Origin of the sequence: Streptomyces sp. NBC_00376 (assembly GCF_036077095.1) — a bacterium.
Lineage (GTDB): Bacteria > Actinomycetota > Actinomycetes > Streptomycetales > Streptomycetaceae > Streptomyces.
On the sequence record NZ_CP107960.1, the window covers coordinates 7647021 to 7670803 of the forward strand.

23 protein-coding genes and 3 pseudogenes are annotated in these 23783 nt (G+C 69.3%); 17 read left to right on the forward strand and 9 right to left on the reverse strand.

What is annotated here, in order from left to right; all coding sequences use genetic code 11:
- Positions 1-195: 195 nt before the first annotated feature.
- The 3 genes and pseudogenes from OG842_RS34360 to OG842_RS34370 all read left to right on the forward strand — a co-directional run.
- Positions 196-2136 (forward strand): multicopper oxidase family protein, encoded by a 1941-nt coding sequence (locus tag OG842_RS34360; protein WP_266735307.1) that lies wholly within the window; start codon positions 196-198, stop codon positions 2134-2136.
- 1678 nt (positions 2137-3814) lie between these two features.
- Positions 3815-4234: a CBS domain-containing protein gene (locus tag OG842_RS34365; protein WP_266735306.1), complete on the forward strand. Its 420-nt coding sequence runs from the start codon at positions 3815-3817 to the stop codon at positions 4232-4234.
- A gap of 606 nt (positions 4235-4840) precedes the next feature.
- Positions 4841-5472, forward strand: a pseudogene (locus tag OG842_RS34370) (IS5 family transposase); the annotation flags it as partial.
- 65 nt (positions 5473-5537) lie between these two features.
- Here the strand turns inward: OG842_RS34370 and OG842_RS34375 are convergent.
- Positions 5538-5939: a nuclear transport factor 2 family protein gene (locus OG842_RS34375; RefSeq protein WP_266735304.1), complete on the reverse strand. Its 402-nt coding sequence runs from the start codon at positions 5937-5939 to the stop codon at positions 5538-5540.
- A gap of 452 nt (positions 5940-6391) precedes the next feature.
- Positions 6392-7723, reverse strand: a complete 1332-nt coding sequence (locus OG842_RS34380; RefSeq protein WP_266735303.1) for a phosphoribosyltransferase family protein — start codon at positions 7721-7723, stop codon at positions 6392-6394.
- A gap of 141 nt (positions 7724-7864) precedes the next feature.
- On the opposite strand from OG842_RS34380, the pseudogene OG842_RS34385 reads away from it, so the two are divergent.
- The 7 genes and pseudogenes from OG842_RS34385 to OG842_RS45295 all read left to right on the forward strand — a co-directional run.
- Positions 7865-7990, forward strand: a pseudogene (locus OG842_RS34385) (MMPL family transporter); the annotation flags it as partial.
- A 208-nt stretch (positions 7991-8198) separates the two neighbouring features.
- Entirely contained in the window at positions 8199-8756 is a 558-nt protein-coding gene (locus tag OG842_RS34390; RefSeq protein WP_266735301.1) for a hemerythrin domain-containing protein, read from the forward strand.
- Positions 8757-8801: 45 nt separating this feature from the next.
- Complete coding sequence (locus OG842_RS34395; RefSeq protein ID WP_266735299.1) at positions 8802-9575, forward strand: VOC family protein; 774 nt, start codon at positions 8802-8804, stop codon at positions 9573-9575.
- Between the two features lie 392 nt (positions 9576-9967).
- Positions 9968-10225, forward strand: a complete 258-nt coding sequence (locus OG842_RS34400) for a hypothetical protein (RefSeq protein ID WP_266735298.1) — start codon at positions 9968-9970, stop codon at positions 10223-10225.
- Positions 10222-10602 carry a hypothetical protein gene (locus OG842_RS34405; RefSeq protein ID WP_266735296.1) on the forward strand — a complete coding sequence of 127 codons (381 nt, stop codon included), beginning with the start codon at positions 10222-10224 and terminating at the stop codon, positions 10600-10602. Before OG842_RS34400 ends, OG842_RS34405 begins: the two co-directional genes overlap by 4 nt.
- A gap of 101 nt (positions 10603-10703) precedes the next feature.
- A complete protein-coding gene (locus tag OG842_RS34410; RefSeq protein WP_266735294.1) occupies positions 10704-10868 on the forward strand; it encodes a hypothetical protein in 165 nt (54 codons plus the stop codon).
- Between the two features lie 9 nt (positions 10869-10877).
- Positions 10878-11045 (forward strand): annotated as a pseudogene (locus OG842_RS45295) (hypothetical protein); the annotation flags it as partial.
- A 271-nt stretch (positions 11046-11316) separates the two neighbouring features.
- Here OG842_RS45295 and OG842_RS34420 read toward each other — a convergent pair.
- A complete protein-coding gene (locus OG842_RS34420; protein WP_266735292.1) occupies positions 11317-11952 on the reverse strand; it encodes a DUF7003 family protein in 636 nt (211 codons plus the stop codon).
- A gap of 70 nt (positions 11953-12022) precedes the next feature.
- Positions 12023-13237, reverse strand: a complete 1215-nt coding sequence (locus tag OG842_RS34425; protein WP_266735290.1) for an IS110 family transposase — start codon at positions 13235-13237, stop codon at positions 12023-12025.
- A 773-nt stretch (positions 13238-14010) separates the two neighbouring features.
- On the opposite strand from OG842_RS34425, the gene OG842_RS34430 reads away from it, so the two are divergent.
- The 7 genes from OG842_RS34430 to OG842_RS34460 all read left to right on the forward strand — a co-directional run bounded on the left by OG842_RS34430 (position 14011) and on the right by OG842_RS34460 (position 19073).
- Positions 14011-14295 carry a type II toxin-antitoxin system Phd/YefM family antitoxin gene (locus OG842_RS34430; protein WP_266735288.1) on the forward strand — a complete coding sequence of 95 codons (285 nt, stop codon included), beginning with the start codon at positions 14011-14013 and terminating at the stop codon, positions 14293-14295.
- A gap of 269 nt (positions 14296-14564) precedes the next feature.
- Complete coding sequence (locus tag OG842_RS34435) at positions 14565-14867, forward strand: urease subunit gamma (protein WP_266735286.1); 303 nt, start codon at positions 14565-14567, stop codon at positions 14865-14867.
- Between the two features lie 15 nt (positions 14868-14882).
- Positions 14883-15194, forward strand: a complete 312-nt coding sequence (locus OG842_RS34440; RefSeq protein WP_266735285.1) for an urease subunit beta — start codon at positions 14883-14885, stop codon at positions 15192-15194.
- Positions 15187-16908 carry an urease subunit alpha gene (locus OG842_RS34445; protein WP_266735283.1) on the forward strand — a complete coding sequence of 574 codons (1722 nt, stop codon included), beginning with the start codon at positions 15187-15189 and terminating at the stop codon, positions 16906-16908. The genes OG842_RS34440 and OG842_RS34445 overlap by 8 nt, the downstream gene beginning before the upstream one ends.
- 34 nt (positions 16909-16942) lie before the next feature.
- On the forward strand, positions 16943-17605 hold the full coding sequence (locus tag OG842_RS34450; RefSeq protein ID WP_266735281.1) for an urease accessory protein UreF: 663 nt from the start codon (positions 16943-16945) through the stop codon (positions 17603-17605).
- A gap of 26 nt (positions 17606-17631) precedes the next feature.
- A complete protein-coding gene (ureG, locus tag OG842_RS34455) occupies positions 17632-18309 on the forward strand; it encodes an urease accessory protein UreG (protein ID WP_266735279.1) in 678 nt (225 codons plus the stop codon).
- Complete coding sequence (locus OG842_RS34460; RefSeq protein ID WP_266735277.1) at positions 18306-19073, forward strand: urease accessory protein UreD; 768 nt, start codon at positions 18306-18308, stop codon at positions 19071-19073. Before ureG ends, OG842_RS34460 begins: the two co-directional genes overlap by 4 nt.
- Positions 19074-19090: 17 nt before the next feature.
- On the opposite strand, the gene OG842_RS34465 is transcribed toward OG842_RS34460, so the two are convergent.
- The 5 genes from OG842_RS34465 to OG842_RS34485 all read right to left on the reverse strand — a co-directional run bounded on the left by OG842_RS34465 (position 19091) and on the right by OG842_RS34485 (position 23760).
- Positions 19091-20140 (reverse strand): NAD-dependent epimerase/dehydratase family protein, encoded by a 1050-nt coding sequence (locus tag OG842_RS34465; protein WP_266735276.1) that lies wholly within the window; start codon positions 20138-20140, stop codon positions 19091-19093.
- Positions 20141-20204: 64 nt separating this feature from the next.
- Positions 20205-20936, reverse strand: a complete 732-nt coding sequence (locus tag OG842_RS34470; protein ID WP_266735275.1) for a lysophospholipid acyltransferase family protein — start codon at positions 20934-20936, stop codon at positions 20205-20207.
- A gap of 69 nt (positions 20937-21005) precedes the next feature.
- The gene (locus tag OG842_RS34475; protein ID WP_266735274.1) at positions 21006-22223 is read right to left on the reverse strand and encodes a DUF4032 domain-containing protein; all 1218 of its coding nucleotides are present in this window, start codon (positions 22221-22223) and stop codon (positions 21006-21008) included.
- 99 nt (positions 22224-22322) lie between these two features.
- Positions 22323-22964, reverse strand: coding sequence for a GntR family transcriptional regulator (locus OG842_RS34480; protein WP_266735273.1), 642 nt, complete (start codon positions 22962-22964; stop codon positions 22323-22325).
- A 49-nt stretch (positions 22965-23013) separates the two neighbouring features.
- Positions 23014-23760, reverse strand: a complete 747-nt coding sequence (locus OG842_RS34485) for an SDR family NAD(P)-dependent oxidoreductase (RefSeq protein ID WP_266735271.1) — start codon at positions 23758-23760, stop codon at positions 23014-23016.
- Between the last annotated feature and the right edge of the window lie 23 nt (positions 23761-23783).

A 23783-nucleotide genomic window follows, 5' to 3' on the forward strand; every position in this document is an offset into this window, starting at 1 on the left:
TTAAATGCGCACAGAAGAAATCAAAAAGGCTCACCAAGGCATGTATCCCGGGGCCTGGTACACGCAGGTCCGGGGCCCGGTACCCCGCACGTGTTCACGCGCTGATCGTCAGATACGTCCGTGGAGCACCACCGGCAGCGCACGGATCTGCAAGCTGTGACACCTGATGGTGCCCGCAATTGATGGAGGACCTACGTGGTCACGAGACGGCGTGTCGTGCAGGCGGCGGTCGGCGGAATGTTTGCGCTCCTTCCGGCGGCCTCCGCGACTCCACGCCTCCTCGAGCCCAGCGGCAAGGGCGTTCTGGATCCGGGACAGGTGGACAAGTACGTCACGCCGCTCGTCGTCCCGCCCGTCATGCCGCGGGCCGGGGGCGGCGTCGCCGATCACATCGACCAGTACGTGATCGGTGTGCGACAGTTCCAGCAGCAGGTGCTGCCCTCCGGCCTACCGGCGACGACCGTGTGGGGGTACGGATCGACTCAGCATCCGAGCAGCTTCCACTACCCCGCGTTCACCGTCGAGGCCCGTGCCGGAACGCCTGTGCGGGTGAGGTGGAAGAACCAGCTGCTTGATCGCAAGGGCCGTTACTTGCCGCACCTGCTGCCGGTCGACCCCACACTGCACTGGGCGAACCCTCCGGGTGGAACATCGGCCCGGGACTCACGCCCCGGATTCCGCTCGACACCCGGACCGTACGCGGGCCCGGTGCCGATCGTGACGCACCTGCATGGCGGGCGGAACTCGGAGGAGAGCGATGGCTACACCGAAGCCTGGTACCTTCCCGGCGCGCTTGACCTTCCTGCGGGATACGCCGAAGTCGGATCGTTCTACGAGGAGTTCAAGGAGAAGTTCGAAGACCGGTTCGGCGACGCCTGGGGCCGGGGGGACGCCGTGTTCCAGTACGCCAACGCGGAGAGGGCCTCGACCTTCTGGTTCCACGATCACACCCTGGGCGTCACACGGCTGAATGTCTACGCCGGACTGGCAGGGTTCTACCTTCTGCGAGGCGGACCTGCGGACCTTCCCGCCGGTGTTTTGCCCGGGCCCGCGCCCCGGCCCGGTGATCCGCCCGGCCGGAAGTACTACGAGATCCCTCTCGCCATCCAGGACCGCTCGTTCCACGTCGACGGCAGCTTGTTCTACCCGGCCGGACGCAGTGCCTTCGACGGATTCAGGGGCCCCTACATCCCGGACAGTGACATCCCTCCGATCTGGAACCCCGAGTTCTTCGGCAACACGATGGTGACCAACGGGAGTACTTGGCCGGTCCTTCGAGCCGAACCGCGCCGCTACCGTTTCAGGCTTCTCAATGGATGCAACTCGCGGTACCTGATCCTCAAGATCGTCACCCACCCACTCGCCAAGCGTCCCGCGCCCCCCGCCCTGCCCTTCTGCCAGATCGGAAGCGAGGGAGGCTTCCTCCCCGCACCCGTACAGCGCGACCAGGTGCTCATCGCTCCCGCCGAGCGCGCCGACGTGATCGTCGACTTCGCATCCGTTCCGGTCGGGACCGAGCTGTATCTCATCAACGAGGGCCCCGACAAAGCATTCCAGGGCGGGACGGCAGGTACGGACTACTCCCCGGCAGACCCTGCCACCACCGGACAAATCATGAAGCTCGTCATCGAAGCACTCACCTCACCGGACACGACCGTGCCACCTTCCCAGCTGTCGCTTCCGTCGTTCGAACCGTTGGGCAAGGCAAGCCGCATCCGACGGCTTTCCCTCAGCGAGCAGAAGTCCGCGTCGCTGCCGAACGTCGGCCCCCGGCAAATGCTGCTCGGCACCCTGGACCGGAACGGGGCCCCCGTGCCGATGCGCTGGGACGACCCCGTTACGGAGAATCCGGCCCTGGGCGCGACCGAGATCTGGGAGATTCACAACTTCACGAAGGACGCACACCCGATTCATGTCCACGAAGTCCAGTTCCAAGTCCTCGACCGGCAACAGGCGGGCCGCGCTACGCGGCCCGCCGAGCCGTGGGAGAAGGGGTTCAAGGACACAGCAGTCGCCTATCCGAGTGCCGTGACGAGGCTGAAGGCGACATTCGACCGGGCAGGCCGATACGCCTGGCACTGCCACATGCTCGAACACGAGGACAATGAAATGATGCGTCCCTATACCGTCGGATGACGGAGCTTCTGCCCCTCTCCGGTGTCTCGGAGTGCTCCCCTCAAATGAGATCAGCCAGAGCCGGAATCGTGGGCAGGTGGGCTGTCGGGTGCATCCTGCGCATTGCGGTCGCCCCGCACTGCGGCAACGCCCCGCCGATGCCCGGCCGCAGCCGCAGTCCGGGTCCGGGAACGACAGGGCAGCACCGGGCACCTTCGCGAGGCCCGACTGGGTGGGATGACTCGGTGGTGGGCTTGTCTTGGTGGCCGTAGTCCTGGCCGGCGCCTTCCGGCGGCGCGAGTTGGTGGAGGCGAACCACTTGATCTTTCGGGTGCGTTCGCCCGAGTTCGGGGTCGCCATGGGGCTTGAGGTTCCATCGTGTGCATCGCCGCTGTTTCAACGATGGCTCCTGCGTGCGTTGTGCAGTGGCGTATGAGACGGGTGACGGCCCGCGGGCAGCCGCCAACGCCATGGTCGGCGTGCTGCCGGGCGGGGCGGCATTCTCGGCTGCCTGGGCTTCCGGCGACTGCCGCGTCGGGGCGTGGAGCAGGTGCTCGCGGCAGCCTCGCTGGTGGTCTCGGGCGGCGTTTGCGGCGCTGAGCCTGTTCGTCTTTCCCTCGGCCGGTGCGTTCACGGCCGGCTGATCCGGCCCCGGAGCCTTCGTTCGCCCAGTGGTCGACGTACTGGTGTTGGCGCTCGGGGACGACCTGGTGGTCCCTGGGACTTCTCGCTTGACGGTGCGGCCGGCCGGGCTCGCGCCGAGGGCATCATGGCGAAAGGTCGCAGGCTGTCGCAGGAACCGGCCGTGAAGGTCTTGGACTCCGTGCTGGAGGGCGAACACGTCGGTCTCGGCAGCGCTTTGGTGAGCGGAGTACAGAGTTCGGAGCCTGTGGCAGGTGCGACTGCGGAACACCGCGAACAGCGTGCTGATGCGGCGGCGCGCGAGGCGGAGGAGGGTTTGGAAGTAGGGCATTCCTCGCACCCGGCATCTGTCCGGGCAGGTGTGGGAGGCGGAGTGGCGCGGCAACACGAAGAACATGACTCGGGGGAGGCCCCTGGCGTCCGATTCAGCATGGCTTACGGGCATCGCGCCGTTCGGCGTAGGCGCCGACGATGGGCTGTCCCGCAGCCGCGGAACCGTGGACGGCTGATCACTCGCTGGCACCGCACTCACACGGAGACCAGTCAGCCGTACACCGACGACTGGCATGGCGATCTCGTGGGAGGAACCGGGTGGAACAGAACCGTTGCGTGGACCTTCTGCGTGTGTGTGCGATCGGCGGGGTGGTGATTGGCCACTGGCTACTGGTCAGCGTCACGTACCGGAGTGGGCATCTGTCTGGTCTCGACGCTCCTCAGTACGTCGGCTGGGCCGCTGGCTGACCCTGTTGCTGCAGGTCATGCCCAGTGTTCTTCGTGGTCGGCGGGTATGCCAACGCCGTCTCCTGGACGGCCCACCAGCACTGGTCACTGTGAGCCGGAGGCGGGCCCGCCAGCAGCGTCCGCCTGAACCGTAAGGCTCACCGGTGACTGGCCGCGAGCCTTCACCCCGCAACTGCTCGCATGGTGGCTCACCACCTGTTGGCTGGCATGCGCGCGGGATGTAAAGAACTCACACTGGTTCCAGGGGGAGTTATGCGGGGCGTGCCCGGGTCCGTGGGCTCTGCCCGCGTAGATTCTCGGGCCGAAGGAGATGGCCATGACCATCGCACGGGAGATCATGCACGCCGATGCAACCTGCATCCAGGAGAACGAGACGCTGGAGGTCGCGGCGCGCCGGATGAGTGAGCTGGATGTCGGAGCGCTCCCGGTCTGCGGGCCGGACGACAGGCTCCACGGCATCATCACCGACCGCGACATCGTGGTGAAGTGTCTCGCCAAGGGCAAGGACCCGAAGAGCATGACCGCGGGCATGCTTGAGCAGGGCAAACCGATCACCATTGACGCCGGGGCCAACACGGATGACGTTCTGCGGGCCATGGAGGAGCACAGGATCCGGCGGCTGCCGGTCATCGAGAACCATCGCCTGGTCGGCATGATCAGCGAGGCGGACCTGGCACGTCGCCTCCCGGAGGAGCAGGTGGGCCACTTCGTCGAGGTCATTTGCGCCGCGAAGTGATCATCGGTGACGACGCCCTGGCACTGTCCGAAAGGACGGACCTCGGGAAGCACACGGAGGCGGTCATGCTGGCCGGGCCGACGTGCGTAGCTCCACCGCCGTCCCGGTGGAGGCGGTCCTGGTCCGGACTGCGGTGGCGTACTTGATTATCTGGTCGTACTGGTGGGCGGTGAGCTCTCACCGGATCGGCCGCACTCCGTGGGTTCCTGGTCCGGAGGTGAGGCCCGCGACCGTGTGGGCGAAAGCGTGGGCTGCTCGTTCGTCACGCTCTTCCAGGGGGATGCCGGTGTCGCGGGCGTACACCTCGCGGGAGATGGCGGAAGCTGGCGAGGCGGGATGATGTCGACCTCGCCCCCGACTGGGCGGCGGGTATGTTGCCTCCGCTGAGGGGATGCGTTTCAACGTTCCGCTGGACCCGCCACGGCCGGTCCCTACCCGTGGAAGTGGAAGTGGAAGTGTCCCTGCCTCTGCCCTCGATCGTCACCGAAATATGTTGCACCGCCTTGTACAACGGTCGGCCGTGGAGCTTCCGTCAGGCGCCCGAATCCTCAGTGGGGGAGTGAGCAGCCGTTTCGCGTTCGCTCGTCAGTAAGGGTCGAGGAAGTCGGCTCGGGCATGACGTGCTGGCGGCGGCGTCTGAGGGACTGGAACGACGCGGGTGTATGGCAGCGCCTGCATGAACAGCTACTGGCCGAGTTGCATGCTGCCGGCGCGCTGGACCGGTCCAGGGCGGTGATCGACGGCTCCCACGTGCGGGCCATGACGGGCGGCCCAAAACCGGCCCGAGTCCGGTCGACCGTGCCCGGCCGGGCTTGAGACACCACCTGATCACCGAAGGGCACGGCATCCCCCTGGCGGTCTCGCTCACCGGCGGAAACCGCAACGACGTCACTCAGCTCATGCCGCTCATCCAGGCCGTCCCGCCGGTACGTGGCCGACGCGGACGGGCCCGTCGACGGCCGGACAAGCTCTATGCCGACCGCGGCTACGACCACGACAAGTACCGCAAGCAGGTCCGGTCCTTGGGCATCACCCCGGTCATCGCCCGCCGCGGCACCGAGCATGGCTCAGGACTCGGCGTACACCGCTGGGTGGTCGAGCAGAGCTTCGCCCTGCTGCACTGGTTCCGCCGCTTGCGCATCCGGTGGGAGATCCGCGACGACATCCATGAAGCCTTCCTCAGCCTGGCCTGCAGCATCATCTGCCGGCGCCGACTGAGGAACCTCACACCTTGTTAGGAGTTCGCAGAGCTTCTCGCGAAGTGACAGGCTGGTCAGCCTGCTGGCCCGAGCGAGGTCAAGAATCAGGCTTCGGCGATGCGGTCCGGCATCGGCTCCGCGAGCGCGGCCCGCCAGGTCGGCGCACCGAAGGGGTTGGCGAAGTACTGCGTCTCATGCACCACGTGCTGGTCAGTGAATTCCATAATGCTCACCGAGTACGAAGGCACACCGTCGTAGGTGATGATGCATTCGCTCACCCATAGATCCGCGCGGCCGGTGATCCGCTGGGCGATGAAGTGCCTGTCGGCCGGGTGTCTGCCGCGTTGCGCCGAAATTGCCGCGCGGCCTCGGAACCGTTCGCCTGACTGCGGGTAGTCCAAGATCGCGTCCGTGGCATAGATGGCGTGCTCGGCTTCCGTGTTCCCGCGTTCCGAAGCCCGCCAGTGCTGCTCGATCGCGGCTCTGGTCCGGGAGTCAGCATCCATGGCACCGCCCTTCCGCAGCGGTGACAGCCTAGGCACTCCGAGCCACAGCCAGCCCAGGACCAGGCGGACGTGGGCTGCTAAATCCCCCCTTTGGCCGGATCGGGGCGGCAGCCGACCACCATGGCAACGGCGTCGAGTGACCGTCTGGCCCTCGCACTATTCGCTGAGGGACTCGCACGGGCACGCTGTCCCGGCGCGACGTAGCTTCGCCGGAGGTCGTCGCCCACATGGTTTGCGCCTGCGGCCGCAACCATCGCCCAGCGCTCGGGCCGGCGGCGCTGCCACCTGCGGCCAGCCGCTGCCTGCGGAATCCTGGACGGCTATCGGGACGGGCTCCCGGGCACGGCCTCCCAGCCCCCGTCTGCCACCGCTGCACCGACTGACCGCACCCGGGCCGCACATGCCCCTCGTCCCGGCTGAGCACCGCCTGTGACCTGAGCACGCGTTCAGTCTCAGCCCGCCGTATGAGAAATCGGGGCCATATGGTCGGCGAACCAGTCACGGGCCAGATCGGTGACGATCTCCAGGGCACCGGGTTCCTCGAAGAGGTGGGTGGCGCCGGGGACGATCACGAGGCGGTTCTCGCAGCGCAACCGCGTTTGAGCCTCGCGATTGAGGTCGAGCACCAGCTGGTCGTGGCCCCCGACGATCAGTAGCGTTGGCGCCGTCACCGACGGCAGTCGTGGCCCCGCCAGGTCGGGCCTGCCACCCCGCGAGACGACCGCGGCGATCCGCGCACGTGGCTCGGCGGCTGCCCACAACGCGGCTGCCGCGCCGGTGCTGGCGCCGAAATACCCGACAGCGAGCCCTTCGGTCTCCGGCTGTCCTGTCAACCAGCCGGTGGTGTCCGCTAGCCGCCGGGCCAGCAGTCCGGTGTCGAACACGTTGGCCCGGTCGATCTCTTCCTCCTCGGTGAGCAGGTCGAACAGCAGGGTGGCCAGCCCGGCCCGATTCAGTCCGGCTGCCACGAACCGATTGCGAGGGCTGTGCCGACTGCTGCCACTGCCATGCGCGAACACCACGAACCCGCTCGCATCCTTGGGCACCGTCAACTGCCCGCGCAGCACCACCGCACCAGCCCGCACGTCCACCTCCAGATCCTCGAGCACGGCGTGACGCGACCCAGTCCGGCGAGTGCTCACCAGGCGGGCGGCCGCCGCTTCCAGACAGGCGACAACCTCATCGTCGTCGGTCTGGGAGAAGTCGATCGTGTAGAACTGTCCGACCGCGAAGAAGTCCCGCGCGGTCTGCAGGCATATCAGCTCGTCGGCCTCCTCGCCGAGCCGTGCGGTCCAGTCGTGAGGTGCCACGGGGACGGCGAGCACGATCCGTGCAGCCCCGCGGGCGCGGGCGACCCGGCAGGCCGCGCGCGCCGTGGACCCCGTGGCCACCCCGTCATCGATCATCAGCACCGTACGGCCTTCCAGCCCGATCGGTTCCCGCCCGCCCCGGTACCGCCGGGCACGGCTCTCCAGCACCTCCCGCTCACGGGCCTCAACCTCAGCCAGCTCATCCGGGGTGATGCGCGCCGTGCGGACCACATCATCGTTGATCACGCGTATCCCGCCCTCGCCGATCGCTCCCATTCCCAGCTCCGGCTTGAAGGGCACGCCCAGCTTTCGCACCAGGCAGACATCCAGCGGAGTGCCCAGCGCCTCGGCGACCTCCGCGGCGACCGGAACCCCTCCACGGGGCAGGCCGAGCACCACCACCTCAGTCCCCTTGAGGTACGCCAGCCGGGCGGCCAGTTGTCGGCCGGCATCACGACGATCCAGGAAGAACACGATCCGACCTCCTCATCCTGGAGGAGCACGTGGGCAACGCGTGCGCCCCGTACCTCCATCCTCGCCCCTTCGCTGGTGCTTGTTACGCGGCCGGGTACGCGTGAGGTCGTGCTCGACGGGGCCTGACAGGAGGGGTGATCACCCCGGGGCTGCCTGGTTCAGATCACCTTCATTGTCGCCTTTGGAGTCCTGCTCGATACCCTCGCCGTCCGCTCGTTCCTGGTGCCGGCGCTGATGCTCGGGAAAGGAGGCTGTCCCCGCGGTTAAGACCGGAGGCGGGACGCGGCCGCGCCACCGTCTGTAGTCCGATCTTGGTGCGGGACGGTAGTGATCGCATCACGGAGACGTGGGCTGGGGAGGTGAGTACGGCGTGGTTCCCGCGCGCGGGCGCGGGATTGTGCGTCCCAGAGTGTGTTGTCTGAGTGCTGCCACCTCCCCGAGGGGTGTTCACGCCGAGGAAAGGTGCTGTGCCGCGATGGAACCCGGTGGCGATGTGATCGTGGAGCTTGCGGCCGATCACCGTGAGCTGGAGGATCTCTTCTCGCAGATCGAGTTGCAGCCCGTCGACCACCCCAGGCGGCGGGAGCTCGCGGACCGGCTGACCGTAGAACTGGTACGGCACACCATCACCGAGGAACTGCACCTCTACCCCGTGGTCCGCGAGCACGTACCGCACGGTGCGGCACTGGCGGACAAGGAACTCGCCGATCACGCCGGAACCGAGCGCATGCTGAAGGACCTCGAAGACCTGAGCGTCGACGACCCTCAGTTCAACGACACGATCGCAAAGCTGAAGTTCGAGGTCGCCTCCCACGTGCGCGAGGAAGAACACGAACTGTTCCCGAAACTCGCAGCCACCCTCCCGCCCAAGACGCTGGACGAACTCGGCCGACTGGTGCGTCGGGCCAGGGAGACCGCTCCCACCCGTCCCCACTCCTCACTCTCGAGCACCCCGCCCGCCGGCAGACTGCTCGTTCCGGGTGCCGGGCTGGTGGACCGGGTACGCGACCTGCTCCGCACCACGACCCGTTGAACCCGGCATGGCCTTCCGTCCATCACGCACCCGCAGGAGCACCGAATGGCAGCCCTTGAAGGAACCGTTCCGGTGGCCGGCGCACCGTGCTGGGTGAGCCTGATGGCACGGGACCTGCGCGCGGCGCAGTCCTTCTACTCCGACGTCATGGGCTGGACGTTCAGGCCCAGCACGCTCGGCAGCAGCTTCTCGGTGGCTCTGGCACATGGTGAACGGATCGCCGGGATCGGATGCTGCCCGGGCGCTGGCCATCCGGCCGTCTGGACTCCGTACTTCGCCGTCAGGGACGCGGACGAGACGGCTTCCCGGATCAGTGAGCGCGGCGCCACGCTCGCTGTTGGTCCTCTGGTCCTGGGTGAGGGCCGTGCCGGGATCGCCGCCGACCGGGACGGTGCCGTGTTCGGATTCTGGGAAGGCCCGGCCCTGACCTGGTCGGTGGGGCACGGCAAAGACCCGGTGCGGCTGGACCTGTGGACCCGTGACGCGTTCGACGCCGCGATCTTCTACGCAGAGGTCTTCGACTGGGCCCGGCCGCCCGGCGGCTGCACGGTCGAGTACGCCCAGGACCACATCATCGTCCAGGCCGCAGGACGCACCGTCGCCACCCTGCGCGGCGGAGGCGACGAGGCCGGCCCGGACCCACGGGTCCGGCCCCGGTGGAACGTCCACTTCCGGGTGAGGGACAGCGAGCAGGCCGCAGCAGCCGCCGTCATGGCCGGAGGTGAATCCTTACCGGTTCCTTCACCCGCCCGCGCCCCGGACGGCGCGTTCACCATCCGCGACCCCGATGGCGCCCTCTTCTCCCTGTCCGGCGCCTGATGACAGCCACCCCCACCGCGACCCGCTTGCCGCACATACTCGATGGCCTGCGCGTTCACTGCTGCCGTCCCGGTCCGTACCGTCCGAGGCCTCGCGTCGCTTGACGCCAGGCAGTACTTCCCCCGGCCCCGGTACAGCGGCTGTCACCCCCTTCGTGGGCCCCGCGGGCCTTGAGCGAAGGAGGAACTGCTGTGGTTTCAGCTCAGGGCGTTAGTTGTGGGGGGAGAGGCTTCCGGTTGCGGCGCGCCGCTGTCGCCAGAGCAGCAAACTCTCACCTCCGGATGCAGTGAGGGTGCCGTGCCATCGGGCCTGCACCGTGCCGGTCGGTGCGCGCAGTCAGCTGAGGATACGGGTACGTACCCGTATCCTTAAGGATGGGAAGGAGTACGACGATGCCTGATGCCAATGTCCGTATCCCCGAGGCGGCCAGGGACCGGCTCGCCGCGATCGCGGCTGCTGAGGGGTTGTCGCTGCGTGCGTATCTGGCGCGGCTGGCCGAGACCATGCTCACTCCGGCCGAGCGGGCTGAGCGGGCTGAGAAGGCCAGGGCCGCACTGAAGGCGTGGAATGGCTACGCGCCCACCGGTTCCGAGGAGAAGGACCTGGACAGTGAGCTGGACCGGCGCCTGGCCCGGGTGACGGCCCGGTGAGCGACGCCGTGCACATCGTCCTGGACGACACGGCGACGGCCGCGGCAGGCCAGGGCAACGTCCTCGCTTCCCGTCTGATCCACCGGGCGCATGCCGAACCCGGGTGGTTCCTGTACGCCCCGGCGTGCGCGCTCGTCGAGGCCGACCGGGCGCGGCTCGGTACGGCCGAGCACCTGGCTGCGCTGCCGGGCATCACCGTCCTGGACCTGGACCTGTCCGCCGCGCTGGCTCTCGCCCGGCAGGAGACGTGGGCGGCGGCCCACAGCCAGTTCGCTGCACAGCCCACCCCCGACCGCCCGGACGGGGCGATCATCGCGACCACGGCGCCGAAGCGGTGGGAGGGCGAGCCGGTGCGGGTCCTGGACCTCAACACCTGAGCAGCGTTCCCTGACGGCCGCCGGCCCTGTTCTGGACGGGGTCGGCGGCCTCATTGCGTGGTGTCGAACTGTGCGCGTGCGGCTTCGGCACTCTCGACCAGATGCTCGACGAAGCTCTGCGGCGATTGGCCACCCGGCAGATCGAGGAAGTGCGCGCACTCTTCGACCAGTTGCCGGACGTCGATATCCCGCAGTGGATCACCCGCATCGTGCAGTACGTGACCGGATCCCTGGCCCGAGACCGGGATTCCGGCATCGCCTGGTAGGAGTTCTTCCTGGAAGTCGCTCGCCGCGGCCAGCTACCGGCCAGCCTCGACGAATGGGGAGCCACCCAGCGGGCGGCCTTCACCGAGGAACTGCGCGGTGCCGGATCCGTAGACCCCGAGGCCGAAGCTGCGGATCTGCTGACCGTCATCAACGGTCTGCTTCTGGAGCAACTCGCGCTGCCCATCGACGACTTCGAAACCGTCCGGCTGCGACCGGCCGTCAGGCGGTTCTTTCCGAGGGCCTATCTGTTTCGTCAATCCTGGCGGCGGTGTTCCCGGCGGGCCGGTGCTGTGCGGGTAGCCAGCCTGTTCGATTTCCGCCCGTCCACTCCCTCCGGCTCTGCGGCAGTAAGGGCGTACACCTCGCTCCCGTCGGACGCGATCACACTCGCTCGACGCCCGCCGTGCCGCGTTGCGGGCGCAATTCCGCCGAACCCACGGCGACCGGTCACAGAGTTCCGGAGTCCGGCCAGTTGGACCAGTGAGTATTGGGTGAAAGGCTCGGTCGGTAGCGTCCGACGTCACCAGACGCTAGAACTTCCGCGATCTGCTGGTAGGTCTCACTCGTGCTGGGAGGTGTATCGATATCCTCCGGCTGGTGCCATTCCTCCAGTTGCAGAACCTTCGGTAGGTCCCCGGGAATCCTTGACTGCACTTCGGCTTCGTCGGCAAGGATCAGATCCCGGTACTCCGGCACCAGCCTGCGGAACACGACTTCGAGCGGCTCGCCGGGCTCCGCCTCCACGGCCGGCGTTCGCCCCCTGACAACCATGGGAGCACCACCTGCGTAGGTCTCCTGATCGTCGATCTCCTCCATGTTCTCGACACGGGAGTGGATGCCCTCGTTCTCCCAGCCCGGTTCACCAGTGATCAGGCAATTCCCGTAGGTGCCCACCACGTTGACGAGGTTGCCCATGCGCGGGTTGTATCCGACGGTCTCGATGATCAGGGCCCAGCGCCACGGGTCACGGTAGAGGTGCATCCGCACATCCACTGCGTAGAAGTAACCGTTATCGGGATGAGGGAGATTGAACTCGGCAGCGCATTTGTCCAGTTGGGCGAGAATATCGTTCGCTTCGATCACGTCGCGGACGCTACCAGGGCTGACTGACACAAGGCCGCCGTCCTCCTGAAGCGGAGCAAAGCCCGGCGGCTCATATGCTGTGCGGGCAGCCCGACGGCCGACATGGCAGAGGTGGCGGTGCCTGCGGGCAGACGCGACGGGGGCGGGAAGAGCAGGGCGAAGCGCCTGTCAGGCAGCGAGATCGGGGGTGCGGGGTTCGTAGAGGGTGCCGTTGCGGATCACCGCGTGTATGACGTTGACGCGTTGGCGGGCGAGACGGAGCACGGTCTGGGTGTGGGTCTTGCCCCGGGCGCGCTGACGGTCGTAGTAGATCCGGGAGGACGGGTCGGCTTTGCAGCCGATCGCGGCGAACGCGGCCTGGAACAGGGCACGTTTGAGGAGCCGGTTGCCGCGGTGGAGCGTGCTCGCCGTGAATCGAGGTGCCCGAGGACTTTGTGGCCGGGGCGAGTCCGGCATAAGAGGCGAGGTGTCCGGCGGTGGGGAAGCCGGTGCCGTCACCGATCGCGGCGATCACCGCGGCCGTAGTCCTGACGCCCATGCCGGGCAGGGACGTCAGGAGGTGGAAAAGAGGGAGGGCCTCCAGCAGGGCGGCGATCTCCTGCTCGGTCTGACGGCGCTGGGTGTGGGCAGCGGCGAGCTGGGCGGCCAGGCCCGGCACGATCAGCGCGGACGCCTCGGTGCCGGGAACGACGAGGGTCTGCTCGGCGAGCGCGCCGTAGATCTCGGTGGTGAGGTGGTGGGCCATGCGCGAGCTGTTCGCCTTCAGCAGGGCCTCGCAGCGGACCCGGCCGAGTTTTTCAGCTTTGCCAGAGAGCCGTGCCGGGCCAGGAGGGCCTGAACGTAGGGGTAGGCCAGGCGAGGGCCGAGCACACGCTCGAGGGGGGATGGATCGAGAGAGCAGGCCGCGCAGCCGGTTGGTGGTGCGGCTGACCTCACCGGCCAGGTCGTTGTCGTAGCCGGTGAGCATGGTCAGCTCGCCCAGCACCTCGTCGTCACGGTCCACCGCACGCAGGGTGTGCGGCATGGACCGGGCGGTCTCCGCGATCACGAACGCGTCGCGAGCATCGGTCTTGGCCTTGCCCGGGTGCAGGTCGGCAGCCCTGCGCATCGACAACCCGGGCGGGTAGGCGACCCGGCAGCCCGCGGCGCGGGCCACCGTCAACGGCAGCGCGCCGATGTTGGCGACCTGGTCCACGATCATCAAAACGGTGCCGAACTTCGCCACAAGATTGGTGAAAAGTTCCAGCAGTTTCGGCTCGGTGTTGGGCAGCCGCTTGTCGTGCACGGTTCTGCCGTCCGCGGTCCGGCCGTGGGCGTGGTGGAACTCAGGTCCAGGCCGAGGAAGGGATCTATCGCGGTCCTGTCGACCATGCGCGCGTGCCCCTCGTCTCTCGTCTCCTCAGTTCCCGGCCGTCCCTGCGGCACCACACGCCGGCAACCACGTTACGCAGACATCCCCGCCCTGAAACGGCCCGGCGTTGCACCGGACCAGACGGTCGTCAGGCCCCTTGTCAGCGGTCAAGCGGTGCCCCGAAGCCCGGCGGCAACACCCCCCCAGGTCATCACTTCGACAGGGGGCACACACCCATACCGGACTCGGGGGCCAGGCGCCCCATTGCGGGGCCACGAAAAAGGCAACGGGGCTGATCACTGCGGTGCGGCGCCTGGGTGCGTGCCTGGATCGGTACCGTCGTTCCGACGATCTCGCGGATGGAGATCTCGTCCCGCCGGGCGCGGGGAGGTCACTTTTGGGACCAGGCCGAGGCTGTGCGCGCGGTATGTTGGTCTCGGTGAACCGCCCGCCGGCGCCTCCGGGCTGGCCAGGAGACCTCACTGCCAGGATGTCTGGCTGCACCAGCCGGATCGCGTCATGTGAGGCGTCGATCCCCGCTGAGACCCGCCAGGATTTGAGTACGACCAGAAACTCTTCGTCTCGCCTCGTCTCACACATCTCGCACAAACGAGAGCGCACGGGAGCACGTGAGAGCCTCTGACCTGGACAATCGCTGTCGCCACGGACCACGGCGCACCAGGTGGACATTACATAAGCTAGGGAGCATGGCCTACGAGATTCCGGTGACGCAAGCCCGGGCTGAGCTCGCCGAACTGATCAACCGCGTCGTCTACGGCGGTGAGCGCGTGGTCGTGACGCGCCACGGCAAGCCGCTGGTGGCGCTTGTCTCGGCCGCTGACCTGGAGCGACTGGAGAAGGGCGGGGCGGCCGTCGAGGAGCAGGTGATCAGTTCGGTCTCCTCGCTCGACTCCGCGGTGTCCGCTCCCGGCGAACGGCGGCGGTTCGGTATCGCGGCGGAGCACCGGCAGCACGGCGAGCCGGGCAGCTGAGCCCCGCCCCCACGGTCCGCGCCGGCGAACGGCCTGCGCGGCCCGATGCCCATGGGGCCGCCGAAGACCGGCTGACGCACGGGAATTTACGTGCCGGAATCGATGTGCCGGAAATGTCGCGGCGGATTTAACGCGCCGGAAAAGCTCCGGTCCTAACGTGCACCGTCTCGTGCGAGTCGGCGGTTCGCCGTCCAGCGGTCGTGCCGGAGGCGGCCGATGTCTCGCCGCGCCCAGGGACGGTACTGGGCACCGGACCGTGAGGTGGAGCCATGCGACTGACCCCGCACGAACAGGAACGCCTGCTCGTCCATGTCGCCGCCGACGTGGCGCGGCAGCGCCGGGCGCGCGGACTGCGGCTCAACCATCCCGAGGCGATCGCGCTGATCACCGTCCACCTGCTGGAGGGCGCCCGCGACGGCCGTACGGTCTCCGAGCTGATGGCGTCGGGCCGTACGGTACTGGGCCGCGACGACGTCATGGACGGGGTGTCCGAGATGATCCACGACGTCCAGGTCGAGGCCACCTTCCCGGACGGCACCAAGCTCGTCACCGTCCACGATCCGATCGTCTGACCGGAGGTGCCACCGATGATTCCCGGAGAGATCCTGTACGCGGACGGGCCCGTGCCGTTCAACGAGGGGCGCCCCGTCACCCGCCTCACCGTGCTCAACGCTGCCGACCGGCCCGTCCAGGTCGGCTCGCACTACCACTTCGCCGAGGCCAACCCCGGCCTGGACTTCGACCGTCCGGCCGCCCGTGGACTGCGGCTGAACATCGCCGCCGGGACCGCCGTGCGCTTCGAACCCGGCATCCCGGTCGACGTCGAACTCGTCCCGCTCGCCGGACGGCGCGTCGTCCCCGGCCTGCGCGGCGAGACCGGAGGTGCCCTCGATGGCTGAACTCGACCGCGCCGTGTATGCCGACCTGTTCGGCCCCACGACCGGCGACCGCATCCGGCTCGCCGACACCGATCTGCTCGTCGAGATCGAGGAGGACCGCTCGGGCGGCCCCGGACTCGCCGGTGACGAGGCCGTGTTCGGCGGCGGCAAGGTGCTGCGCGAATCGATGGGCCAGGCCCGCACCACGTGGGCCGAGGGCGCCCCGGACACCGTCATCACCGGCGCCGTGATCATCGACCACTGGGGCGTCGTCAAGGCGGACATCGGCATCCGCGACGGCCGGATCACCGGGATCGGCAAGGCCGGCAACCCCGACACCATGGACGGCGTCCACCCCGACCTGGTCATCGGCCCCGAGACCGAGATCATCGCGGGCAACGGGAAGTTCCTCACCGCCGGGGCCATCGACGCCCATGTCCACTTCATCTCGCCGACCCTGATCGACCAGGCACTCTCCTGCGGGATCACCACCCTGGTCGGCGGCGGCACCGGACCGGCCGAAGGCACCAAGGCGACCACCATCACCCCGGGTCCATGGCACCTCGCCCGGATGTTCGGGGCACTGGACGCGTACCCCGTCAACATCGGCCTGCTCGGCAAGGGCAACACCATGTCGCGCGAGGCGATGCACTCCCAACTGCGGGCCGGCGCACTCGGATTCAAGATTCATGAGGACTGGGGCGCCACCCCCGCCGTCATCGACGCCTGCCTGGGCGTCTGCGAGGAGACGGGCGCCCAGCTCGCCATCCACACCGACACCCTCAACGAGGCCGGATTCGTCGCCGACACCCTCGCCGCCATCGCCGGCCGCTCCATCCACGCATACCACACCGAAGGCGCCGGCGGCGGGCACGCACCGGACATCATCGGCATCGTCTCGGAGCCGTACGTCCTGCCCAGCTCCACCAACCCGACCCGGCCGCACACCGTCAACACCATCGAGGAACACCTCGACATGCTGATGGTCTGCCACCACCTCAACCCGGCCGTGCCGGAGGACCTGGCCTTCGCGGAATCCCGGATCCGGCCCACCACCATCGCGGCCGAGGACATCCTGCACGACCTCGGGGCCATCTCGATCATCTCGTCCGACTCCCAGGCGATGGGCCGCATCGGCGAGGTCGTGCTGCGCACCTGGCAGACCGCCCATGTGATGAAGAAGCGCCGCGGAGCACTTCCCGGCGACGGACGGGCCGACAACCGGCGGGTGCGTCGCTATGTCGCCAAGTACACCATCAACCCGGCGGTCGCCCAGGGGCTCGACCGGGAGATCGGCTCGGTGGAGCCGGGCAAGCTCGCCGACCTGGTGCTGTGGGAACCGGCGTTCTTCGGCGTCAAACCGCAGACCGTGATCAAGGGCGGCCAGATCGCGTACGCGCAGATGGGCGATGCCAACGCCTCGATCCCGACCCCGCAACCGGTGCTGCCCCGCCCGATGTTCGGCGCGGTGGGCCGCTCGCCGGCGGCCGGCTCCCTCAACTTCGTGGCCGACGCGGCCATCCAGGACGGCCTGCCGGAGCGCCTCGGTCTCGGCAAGAGCTTCGTGCCGATCAGCGGTACGCGCGGCGTCACCAAGGCGGACATGCGGGAGAACGACGCGACTCCCCGGGTCCGGGTCGATCCCGACAGCTTTGCCGTGACGATCGACGGCGAGCCGGTCGAACCGGCACCCGCCGCCGAACTTCCCATGACCCAGCGTTACTTCCTTTTCTGATGCAACACACAGGGCACCCGAAGCGGGCCGTTCGATGAGCCGCGCGGCGCTGCTCGTCCTCGCCGACGGCCGGTTCCCCGCCGGCGGCCACGCCCATTCCGGTGGCGCCGAACAGGCCGTGAAGTCGGGGCGGATCCGCGACGCCGAGGACCTCGCCGAGTTCTGCCGGGGCCGCCTGCACACCACCGGACTCACGGCCGCCGCGCTCGCCGCGGCGGCCGCCCACGGCCACGACCCGCTCGCACTCGACGAGGCCGCCGACGCCCGCACCCCGTCACCCGCCCTGCGCGCCGTGGCCCGCAGGCTCGGCCGGCAGCTGATGCGGGCCGCCCGTGCCACCTGGCCCGGCCCCGAACTCGCCGCGCTCGCCGAGGCCCGGCCGCGCGGCGCCCACCAGCCCGTCGTCCTCGGCCTCACCGCACGATCGGCGGGGCTCGGGCCCGAGGACGCCGCGCACTGCGTGGCCTACGAGACCGTCGGCGGGCCGGCCACCGCCGTCGTCCGCCTGCTCTCCCTCGACCCCTTCGAGGCCACCGCCGTACTCGCCCGACTCGCCCCCGAACTCGACGAGGTCGCCGCACAGGCGGCCGCCGCGGCGCACAGAACCATCGACGCGCTGCCCGCTGCCTCGGCCCCGCTCCTCGACATCACCGCCGAGATGCATGCGGCCCGCCCGGTCCGCCTGTTCGCCTCATGACCCCGCAGGAACCAGGAGCCGCACCCATGCACCTCGACCACACCCAGCACGGCCCCGCCGCCGTGAGCGCCGACGCCGCCCGCCCGGACGGCACCCGGCGCGCCCTGCGCATCGGACTCGGCGGACCGGTCGGCTCGGGCAAGACCGCGACGGTCGCCGCCCTCTGCCGGTCCCTGCGCGACCAGCTGTCCATCGCGGTGGTCACCAACGACATCTACACCCGCGAGGACGCCGCCTTCCTGCTGCGCCACGCCGTACTGCCGCCCGAGCGCATCCAGGCTGTGGAGACCGGCGCCTGCCCGCACACCGCGATCCGCGACGACATCTCCGCCAACCTCGAAGCCGTCGAGGACCTGGAGGACACCGTCGGGCCACTCGATCTGATCCTGGTCGAATCCGGTGGCGACAACCTCACAGCGACCTTCTCCAAGGGGCTCGTCGACGCGCAGATCTTCGTCATCGACGTGGCGGGCGGCGACGACATCCCGCGCAAGGGCGGCCCCGGCGTCACCACCTCCGACCTGCTCGTCATCAACAAGACCGACCTCGCCCCGCACGTCGGCTCCGATCTCGACCGGATGGCCCACGACGCCGCCCAGCAGCGCGGGACGCTCCCCGTGGTCCTCACCTCGCTCACCGCCGGGGCGGGTGTCGGGCCCGTCGCCGACTGGGTGCGCGAGCGGCTCGCCGCCTGGACCGCATGAGCATCCAGGCCACCGCCCGGATCACGGCGGCGCTCGACGGCCGGGGCGTCACCTCGCTGCCTCTGCTGGAGGGCGACGGACCGCTCGCCCCGCGCCGCACCCGTGACACGTACGGTTCCGGTGCCCGGGTCACCGTCGTCGGCGCCATGAGCGCACCGCTCGGCGGGGACCGGCTCACCATCGGGACGCGGGTCGAAGAAGGCGCCCGGCTCACCGTCGACTCCGCGGCAGCGACCGTGGCCCTGCCCGGCACGGGGCGCGAACCCGCCACGTACGAGATCGAGTTGAGTGTGGCGGAGCGGGCCGAGCTGCGCTGGCTGCCGGAGCAGCTCGTCTCGGCCCACGGCAGCGTCCTGCACATGACCACGCGCGTCCGGCTCGCGGCCACCGCGCGGCTGGTGCTGCGGGAGGAACAGATCCTCGGTCGCCACGCCGAAACCACCGGCACCCTCGTCAGCCGCCTCACCGTGCACCGCGCGGGCAGGCCGCTGATCGACCAGCAGATGGCCTACGGGCCGGGCGTACCCGGCGGCTGGGACGGCGCCGCGGTCCTGGGCGGCCACCGGGCAGTCGGTCAACTCCTCGTCGTGGACCCGGTGTTCGAGGAGCGGTGCCCCGATGCGCGAACGCTGGGGGACACCGCCGTCCGCACCCCGCTCGCCGGCCCTGCCGTGCTGGTCACCGCCGTCGCCCCCGACGCGCGCCTGCTGCGCGGAGTACTGGACGACGCGCTGAACGATCTGCTCGACGCCCGCGCGGGGTGACCGCCGAGGCCCTCGTCTCACCCCTTCCGGTCGTACGCCGCCAGCCAGGCGTCCTCCGCCGCGTAGTCGAAGAGCTTCTTCCCGTACGCCCGCAGCATGGCGGGGAATGCCTCCGTCCAGTCCTGGCCCGCCAACCGTGCGGCGATCCACTCCACCGTCTCCGGCAGCGACTCCACATAGCCGGTGACCGGCCGGTACCCCAGCTCGTGCTCGGCGGCCGTCATGTCGTACACGATGGGATGGGCACCGCTCCAGGGCGTCGCGCCGACACCGTCCTCCCCGAACGGGCCCGCCATCAGCACGGTCTCGGTCCTGCGGCCGAGCACCGCGTCGACGGCCTCGCCGATCTCCGCGACCGTCGGCGCCTGCGGATCCCCGGCGTTCAGCACCCGTGAACCGGGCCGCAGGGCGGCGAGCCGGATCAGCTCGGCAAGGTTGGAGGCGTGGACCGGGTGGAAGCGGGACTCCCCGCTGAACGCGAGCACCCGCCGGTCGCGGCCGTCCAGGAGACGCTTCACGAAGTACAGCTCACGCGGCGATCGGCAGTGCGTCCCGTGGATCGCCCCGGCCCGCAGCAGCGTCACCGGCAGCGCGTCCCCGGCCGCCAGCAGATCCTGCTCCAGCCGTATCTTCCGCGTCCCGTACGTCGTTTCGCCGGCCGGCACGGTGGGCTGCGACTCCGGGATCGGCACCGGATACCGCGGCGCCCCGTCGGGTTCGCCCTGCGTGTCGAAGCTGCGGCCCCGGTCGTCCTCGTACACCGCACCGCTGGAGACGACCACCGCCGAACCGATGCGATCCGCGAGGCCGGTCAGCTGACGGGCGTGGCCCGCGTCGTACGCCACCATGTCGACCAGCACGTCGCAGCCGTCGCCCAGCGCCGCCGCGAGCGCCCCTTCGGCATTCCGGTCCAGGGCGGTCGTGCGCACCGCCGCGTCCCACCGATCGTCCCGGCCGCCGCCGAGCGAGGCGGCCGTCACCTCCCAGCCGTCCTCGACGAGTGACCGCACCGCCACTCGTCCGATCTGTCCCGTCGCGCCCAGCACCCATGCGTTTCCCTTGCTCATGGGAGCCACGCTAGGGCCGGGCGGTCACCGGTCCCGGCGGCGTTCACCGAGCGCGGATCCGCCGTCAGCGTCGCAGTTTCGGGAACTTCTTCGGGAACTTCTTCGACTGTCCCGCCCGCTCGGCCTGCGCCGCCTTCACCTTGACCGCGTACTCGTCCACGTACTCCTGACCCGAGAGCCCCAGGATCGCGTACATGATCTCGTCGGTGACGGCCCGGACCGCGGCCTTCTGGTTCTCCATCCCGGCGTAGCGGGAGAAGTCCAGCGGTTCACCGAAGCGGATGGTGACGCGCTTGATGCGCGGGACGGTCTGTCCCGGCGGCTGGATCTCGAACGTGCCCACCATCGCGCACGGCACCACGGGCACCTGCGCCGTGATCGCCATGACGGCCACGCCCACCTTGCCCTTGTAGAGCCGGCCGTCGTGCGAGCGGGTGCCCTCCGGGTAGATCCCGAGGAGTTCGCCCCGGCTCAGCACCCCGAGCCCTTCCCGGATCGCCGCCTGCCCGGCCTCCTTGCCGGAACGGTCGACCGGGATCTGTCCGATGCCCCGGAAGAAGGCGGCGGTCAGCCGCCCCTTCACCCCCGGCCCGGTGAAGTACTCGGCCTTGGCGAGGAACGTGATGCGCCGCTTGAGGATCGCGGGCATCAGGAAGTGGTCCGAGAACGACAGATGGTTCCCGGCGACGATCGCCGCACCCTCCTCGGGGATGTGCTCCAGGCCCTCGATCCTCGGGCGGAAGAACAATCGCAGGAGCGGCCCGATGATGACGTATTTGAGCACCTGGTAGAACACGGGGCGGCTCCTCATTCCTCTCGTCCGGATCATGCCTGGCTCGCCAGTGCACAACTCAAGGTGGGCAGCCTATGTGCAGCTGTCGTCCTCCGTAACCGTCTTCCTGACGTAGTCCTGGACCGCCGCGTCGAGTCCGATGTCGTGCTGGGCCTGCTCGGAGAGGTGCCAGCGGTGTTCGAGGAGCTCGTGGTAGAGCTCGGCCGCGTCCATCCGGGCGGGCGCATGGTCGCGCGCCGCGCGCACGGTGGGCCGGAAGATCTCCCGGACCCAGCGATGGGCGAGCACCTCGGTGCGGGCGCCGTGCCGGTCGCCGGGCGCGTAGTCGTCCTGGGTGGCCATCCAGCTCTCCAGGTCGTTCAGGAGCCGGCGCGCCTGGTTCTCCTCCGCGTCCATCCCGGTGACCCGCAGGAGTTGGCGCTGATGATGACCGGCGTCCACGACCTTGGGCACGAACGTGACCGTGTTCCCCTGGTCCGAGTGCGATATCTGCATCTCGGCGACGTCGAAGCCCAGGTCGTTGAGACGGCGGATGCGGCGCTCCATGTAGTGGTGTTTGCCCGCCGGGTAGACGGACGTACGGGTCAGCTCCGTCCACAGCGCCTGGTAGCGCTCCTCGATCTCCAGGCCGAACGCGATCGGGTCGATGGACGGATGCAGTGCGCCCGATGCCTCCAGATCGAGCATCTCGCCGCTGATGTTGACCCGGGCGAGCTCGATGTCGTACCCGCGCTGCCCGTCGCTGAGCCGGGGGTGCAGCTCACCGGTCTCGGCGTCCACGAGGTAGGCGGCGTACGCGCCCGCGTCCCGCCGGAACAGGGTGTTGGACAGCGAGCAGTCCCCCCAGGCGAATCCCGTCAGATGCAGCCGGACGAGCAGGACGGCGAGGGCGTCCATGAGGCGGTGCACAGTGCCGGGGCGCATGGTCGTCTCGAACATCGAGCGGTAGGGCAGCGAACCGCCCAGGTGGCGGGTGATCAGGACGGGTTCCAGGGGCGAGCCGTCGGCCCCGGTCCGGCCGGTGACCACGGCGAGCGGGTCGACGGCGGGTATCCCGAGCCGGTCGAGCGTACGCAGGAGCTCGTACTCGCGCAGCGCCGGCCGTTCGGCGAGCTCCTTCACGGCCACGGTCTCCTCCCCCGCTCGCGCATAGCGCACGACGTGCCGGGAGATGCCGCGGGGGAGCGGCACGAGGTACTCGTCGGGCCACTGCTCCAGGGGGATGTGCCAGGGCAGTTCGAGCAGGAGGGCCGGGTGTTCGGGGTTGGTGGCGCTGATCTGCAGAGTCATGCGGTCACAGTCCCTGGGTCGTGCGACGGGTCGACCGTGATCGGACCCCGAAGGGGCGGTGCGGGTCAAGACCCGGGTCCGCACCGCCGCCACGCGCCGTCAGTCCTTCAGATGCTCCAGGATCCGGTGCATCCCGCTGTTCCAGTTCTCCTTGAGCGCCGCGACGGCCGCGTCCAGGTCACCGCGTTGCAGGCACTCGGCGATCCGCTCGTGCTCCTGTGCCGAGCGCTCCAGGATGTCCTGGTCGCCCAGGGCGACCCGCTCGTAGCGGTGCATCGTCACCTTCAGGGAGGTGATCAGCTTCATCAGACGGTCGTTGGTGCAGCCGGACAGCAGCAGGTCGTGCCACGCGTCGTCGTAACGCTCTATGACGTCGTGCGGTGCCTGCGGGGCCGAGAACGCGCGGGCCTCCTCCAGGAGGCGGGGGGCCGTCACCGCCAGATGCTCCGGATCGCTGGACTCCAGGGCGAGCGCCTCCAGCGTCGCGACGATCGCGGACAGATCGCGGAACTCCTGCGCGCTGAGCGGCGTGAAGCGGAAGCCCTTGCCGCGCTCGCTGGTGATGACGCCCTCACGCTCCAGCGTGATCAGTGCCTCGCGCAGCGGAGTACGGCTGACACCGAGCTCGGTGGCGAGCTGCCCCTCGTTGATCGGCGAGTTGGTCGCGATCGTGCCGCGCCCGAGGCGCTTGATCAGTTCCTCCTTGACCTGTTCGCGCAACGGGCGGTTTTCGATTGGCATGTGAGGCTGCCCTCCCCTTCGGTCCGGTCGATTATCCGCTACCGGCGGGTCACGCGGTACCGGCGCCGTCGACGGGGATGACCGCCCCGCTCAGGAACGCCGAGGCGTCGGAGGCGAGGAACGCCACGGTCTGCGCGATGTCGCGGGGCTGCCCGATCCGGCCGAGCGGCCGGTCGGCGGCGTCGGCGTAGAACGCGTCGGAGCTCTCGCCGAGCTGGCGGGCCTCCTCGGCGAGCATCCCGGTCGCCGTGTCGCCGGGGCAGACACAGTTGACGCGGATGTTGTCGGGGCCGTGGTCGATGGCCATGGCGCGGGTCATGTTGACGACGGCGCCCTTCGACGCGCAGTACGAGACGGCCCGGCCGCCGCCGCGGATGCCCCATCCGGAGCCGGTGTTGACGATGGAACCGCCGCCCTGGGCCGCCATCCCCGGGATCACCAGCCGGCTCATCAGCATCACCGAGCGGATGTTCACGGCCATCACCAGGTCCCAGTCGTCCTCGGTGATCTCGCAGACCGTGGAGCGGCGGATGATGCCGGCGTTGTTGAAGAGGACGTCCACGCCGCCGAACCGTTCCTGCGCCGTGTGCACGACGGCCTCGCAGTCCTCGTGCCGCGACACGTCGCAGCGTACGAAGGTTCCTCCGGTGTCCTTCGCGGTGTGTTCGCCGCCCTCCGCGTCGATGTCGGCGATCACCACGCGGGCGCCGAGTTCGGCGAGGACCTGGGCGGTGGCGCGGCCGATGCCGGCTCCGCCGCCGGTGACGATCGCGCGCTTGCCGTCGAGGGAGATCATCCTGGGCTCCTTGTGTCCTGGGT

Coding starts and splice junctions, on each gene's coding strand:
- OG842_RS34395 (WP_266735299.1), top strand. CDS start 8,802: ATGGCAGCCCTTGAAGGAACCGTTCCGGTGGCCGGCGCACCGTGCTGG.
- OG842_RS34475 (WP_266735274.1), bottom strand. CDS start 22,223: ATGACTCTGCAGATCAGCGCCACCAACCCCGAACACCCGGCCCTCCTG.
- OG842_RS34435 (WP_266735286.1), top strand. CDS start 14,565: ATGCGACTGACCCCGCACGAACAGGAACGCCTGCTCGTCCATGTCGCC.
- OG842_RS34410 (WP_266735294.1), top strand. CDS start 10,704: ATGCTCGACGAAGCTCTGCGGCGATTGGCCACCCGGCAGATCGAGGAA.
- OG842_RS34430 (WP_266735288.1), top strand. CDS start 14,011: ATGGCCTACGAGATTCCGGTGACGCAAGCCCGGGCTGAGCTCGCCGAA.
- OG842_RS34440 (WP_266735285.1), top strand. CDS start 14,883: ATGATTCCCGGAGAGATCCTGTACGCGGACGGGCCCGTGCCGTTCAAC.
- OG842_RS34365 (WP_266735306.1), top strand. CDS start 3,815: ATGACCATCGCACGGGAGATCATGCACGCCGATGCAACCTGCATCCAG.
- OG842_RS34400 (WP_266735298.1), top strand. CDS start 9,968: ATGCCTGATGCCAATGTCCGTATCCCCGAGGCGGCCAGGGACCGGCTC.
- OG842_RS34390 (WP_266735301.1), top strand. CDS start 8,199: ATGGAACCCGGTGGCGATGTGATCGTGGAGCTTGCGGCCGATCACCGT.
- OG842_RS34375 (WP_266735304.1), bottom strand. CDS start 5,939: ATGGATGCTGACTCCCGGACCAGAGCCGCGATCGAGCAGCACTGGCGG.
- OG842_RS34485 (WP_266735271.1), bottom strand. CDS start 23,760: ATGATCTCCCTCGACGGCAAGCGCGCGATCGTCACCGGCGGCGGAGCC.
- OG842_RS34460 (WP_266735277.1), top strand. CDS start 18,306: ATGAGCATCCAGGCCACCGCCCGGATCACGGCGGCGCTCGACGGCCGG.
- ureG (WP_266735279.1), top strand. CDS start 17,632: ATGCACCTCGACCACACCCAGCACGGCCCCGCCGCCGTGAGCGCCGAC.
- OG842_RS34445 (WP_266735283.1), top strand. CDS start 15,187: ATGGCTGAACTCGACCGCGCCGTGTATGCCGACCTGTTCGGCCCCACG.
- OG842_RS34465 (WP_266735276.1), bottom strand. CDS start 20,140: ATGAGCAAGGGAAACGCATGGGTGCTGGGCGCGACGGGACAGATCGGA.
- OG842_RS34480 (WP_266735273.1), bottom strand. CDS start 22,964: ATGCCAATCGAAAACCGCCCGTTGCGCGAACAGGTCAAGGAGGAACTG.
- OG842_RS34450 (WP_266735281.1), top strand. CDS start 16,943: ATGAGCCGCGCGGCGCTGCTCGTCCTCGCCGACGGCCGGTTCCCCGCC.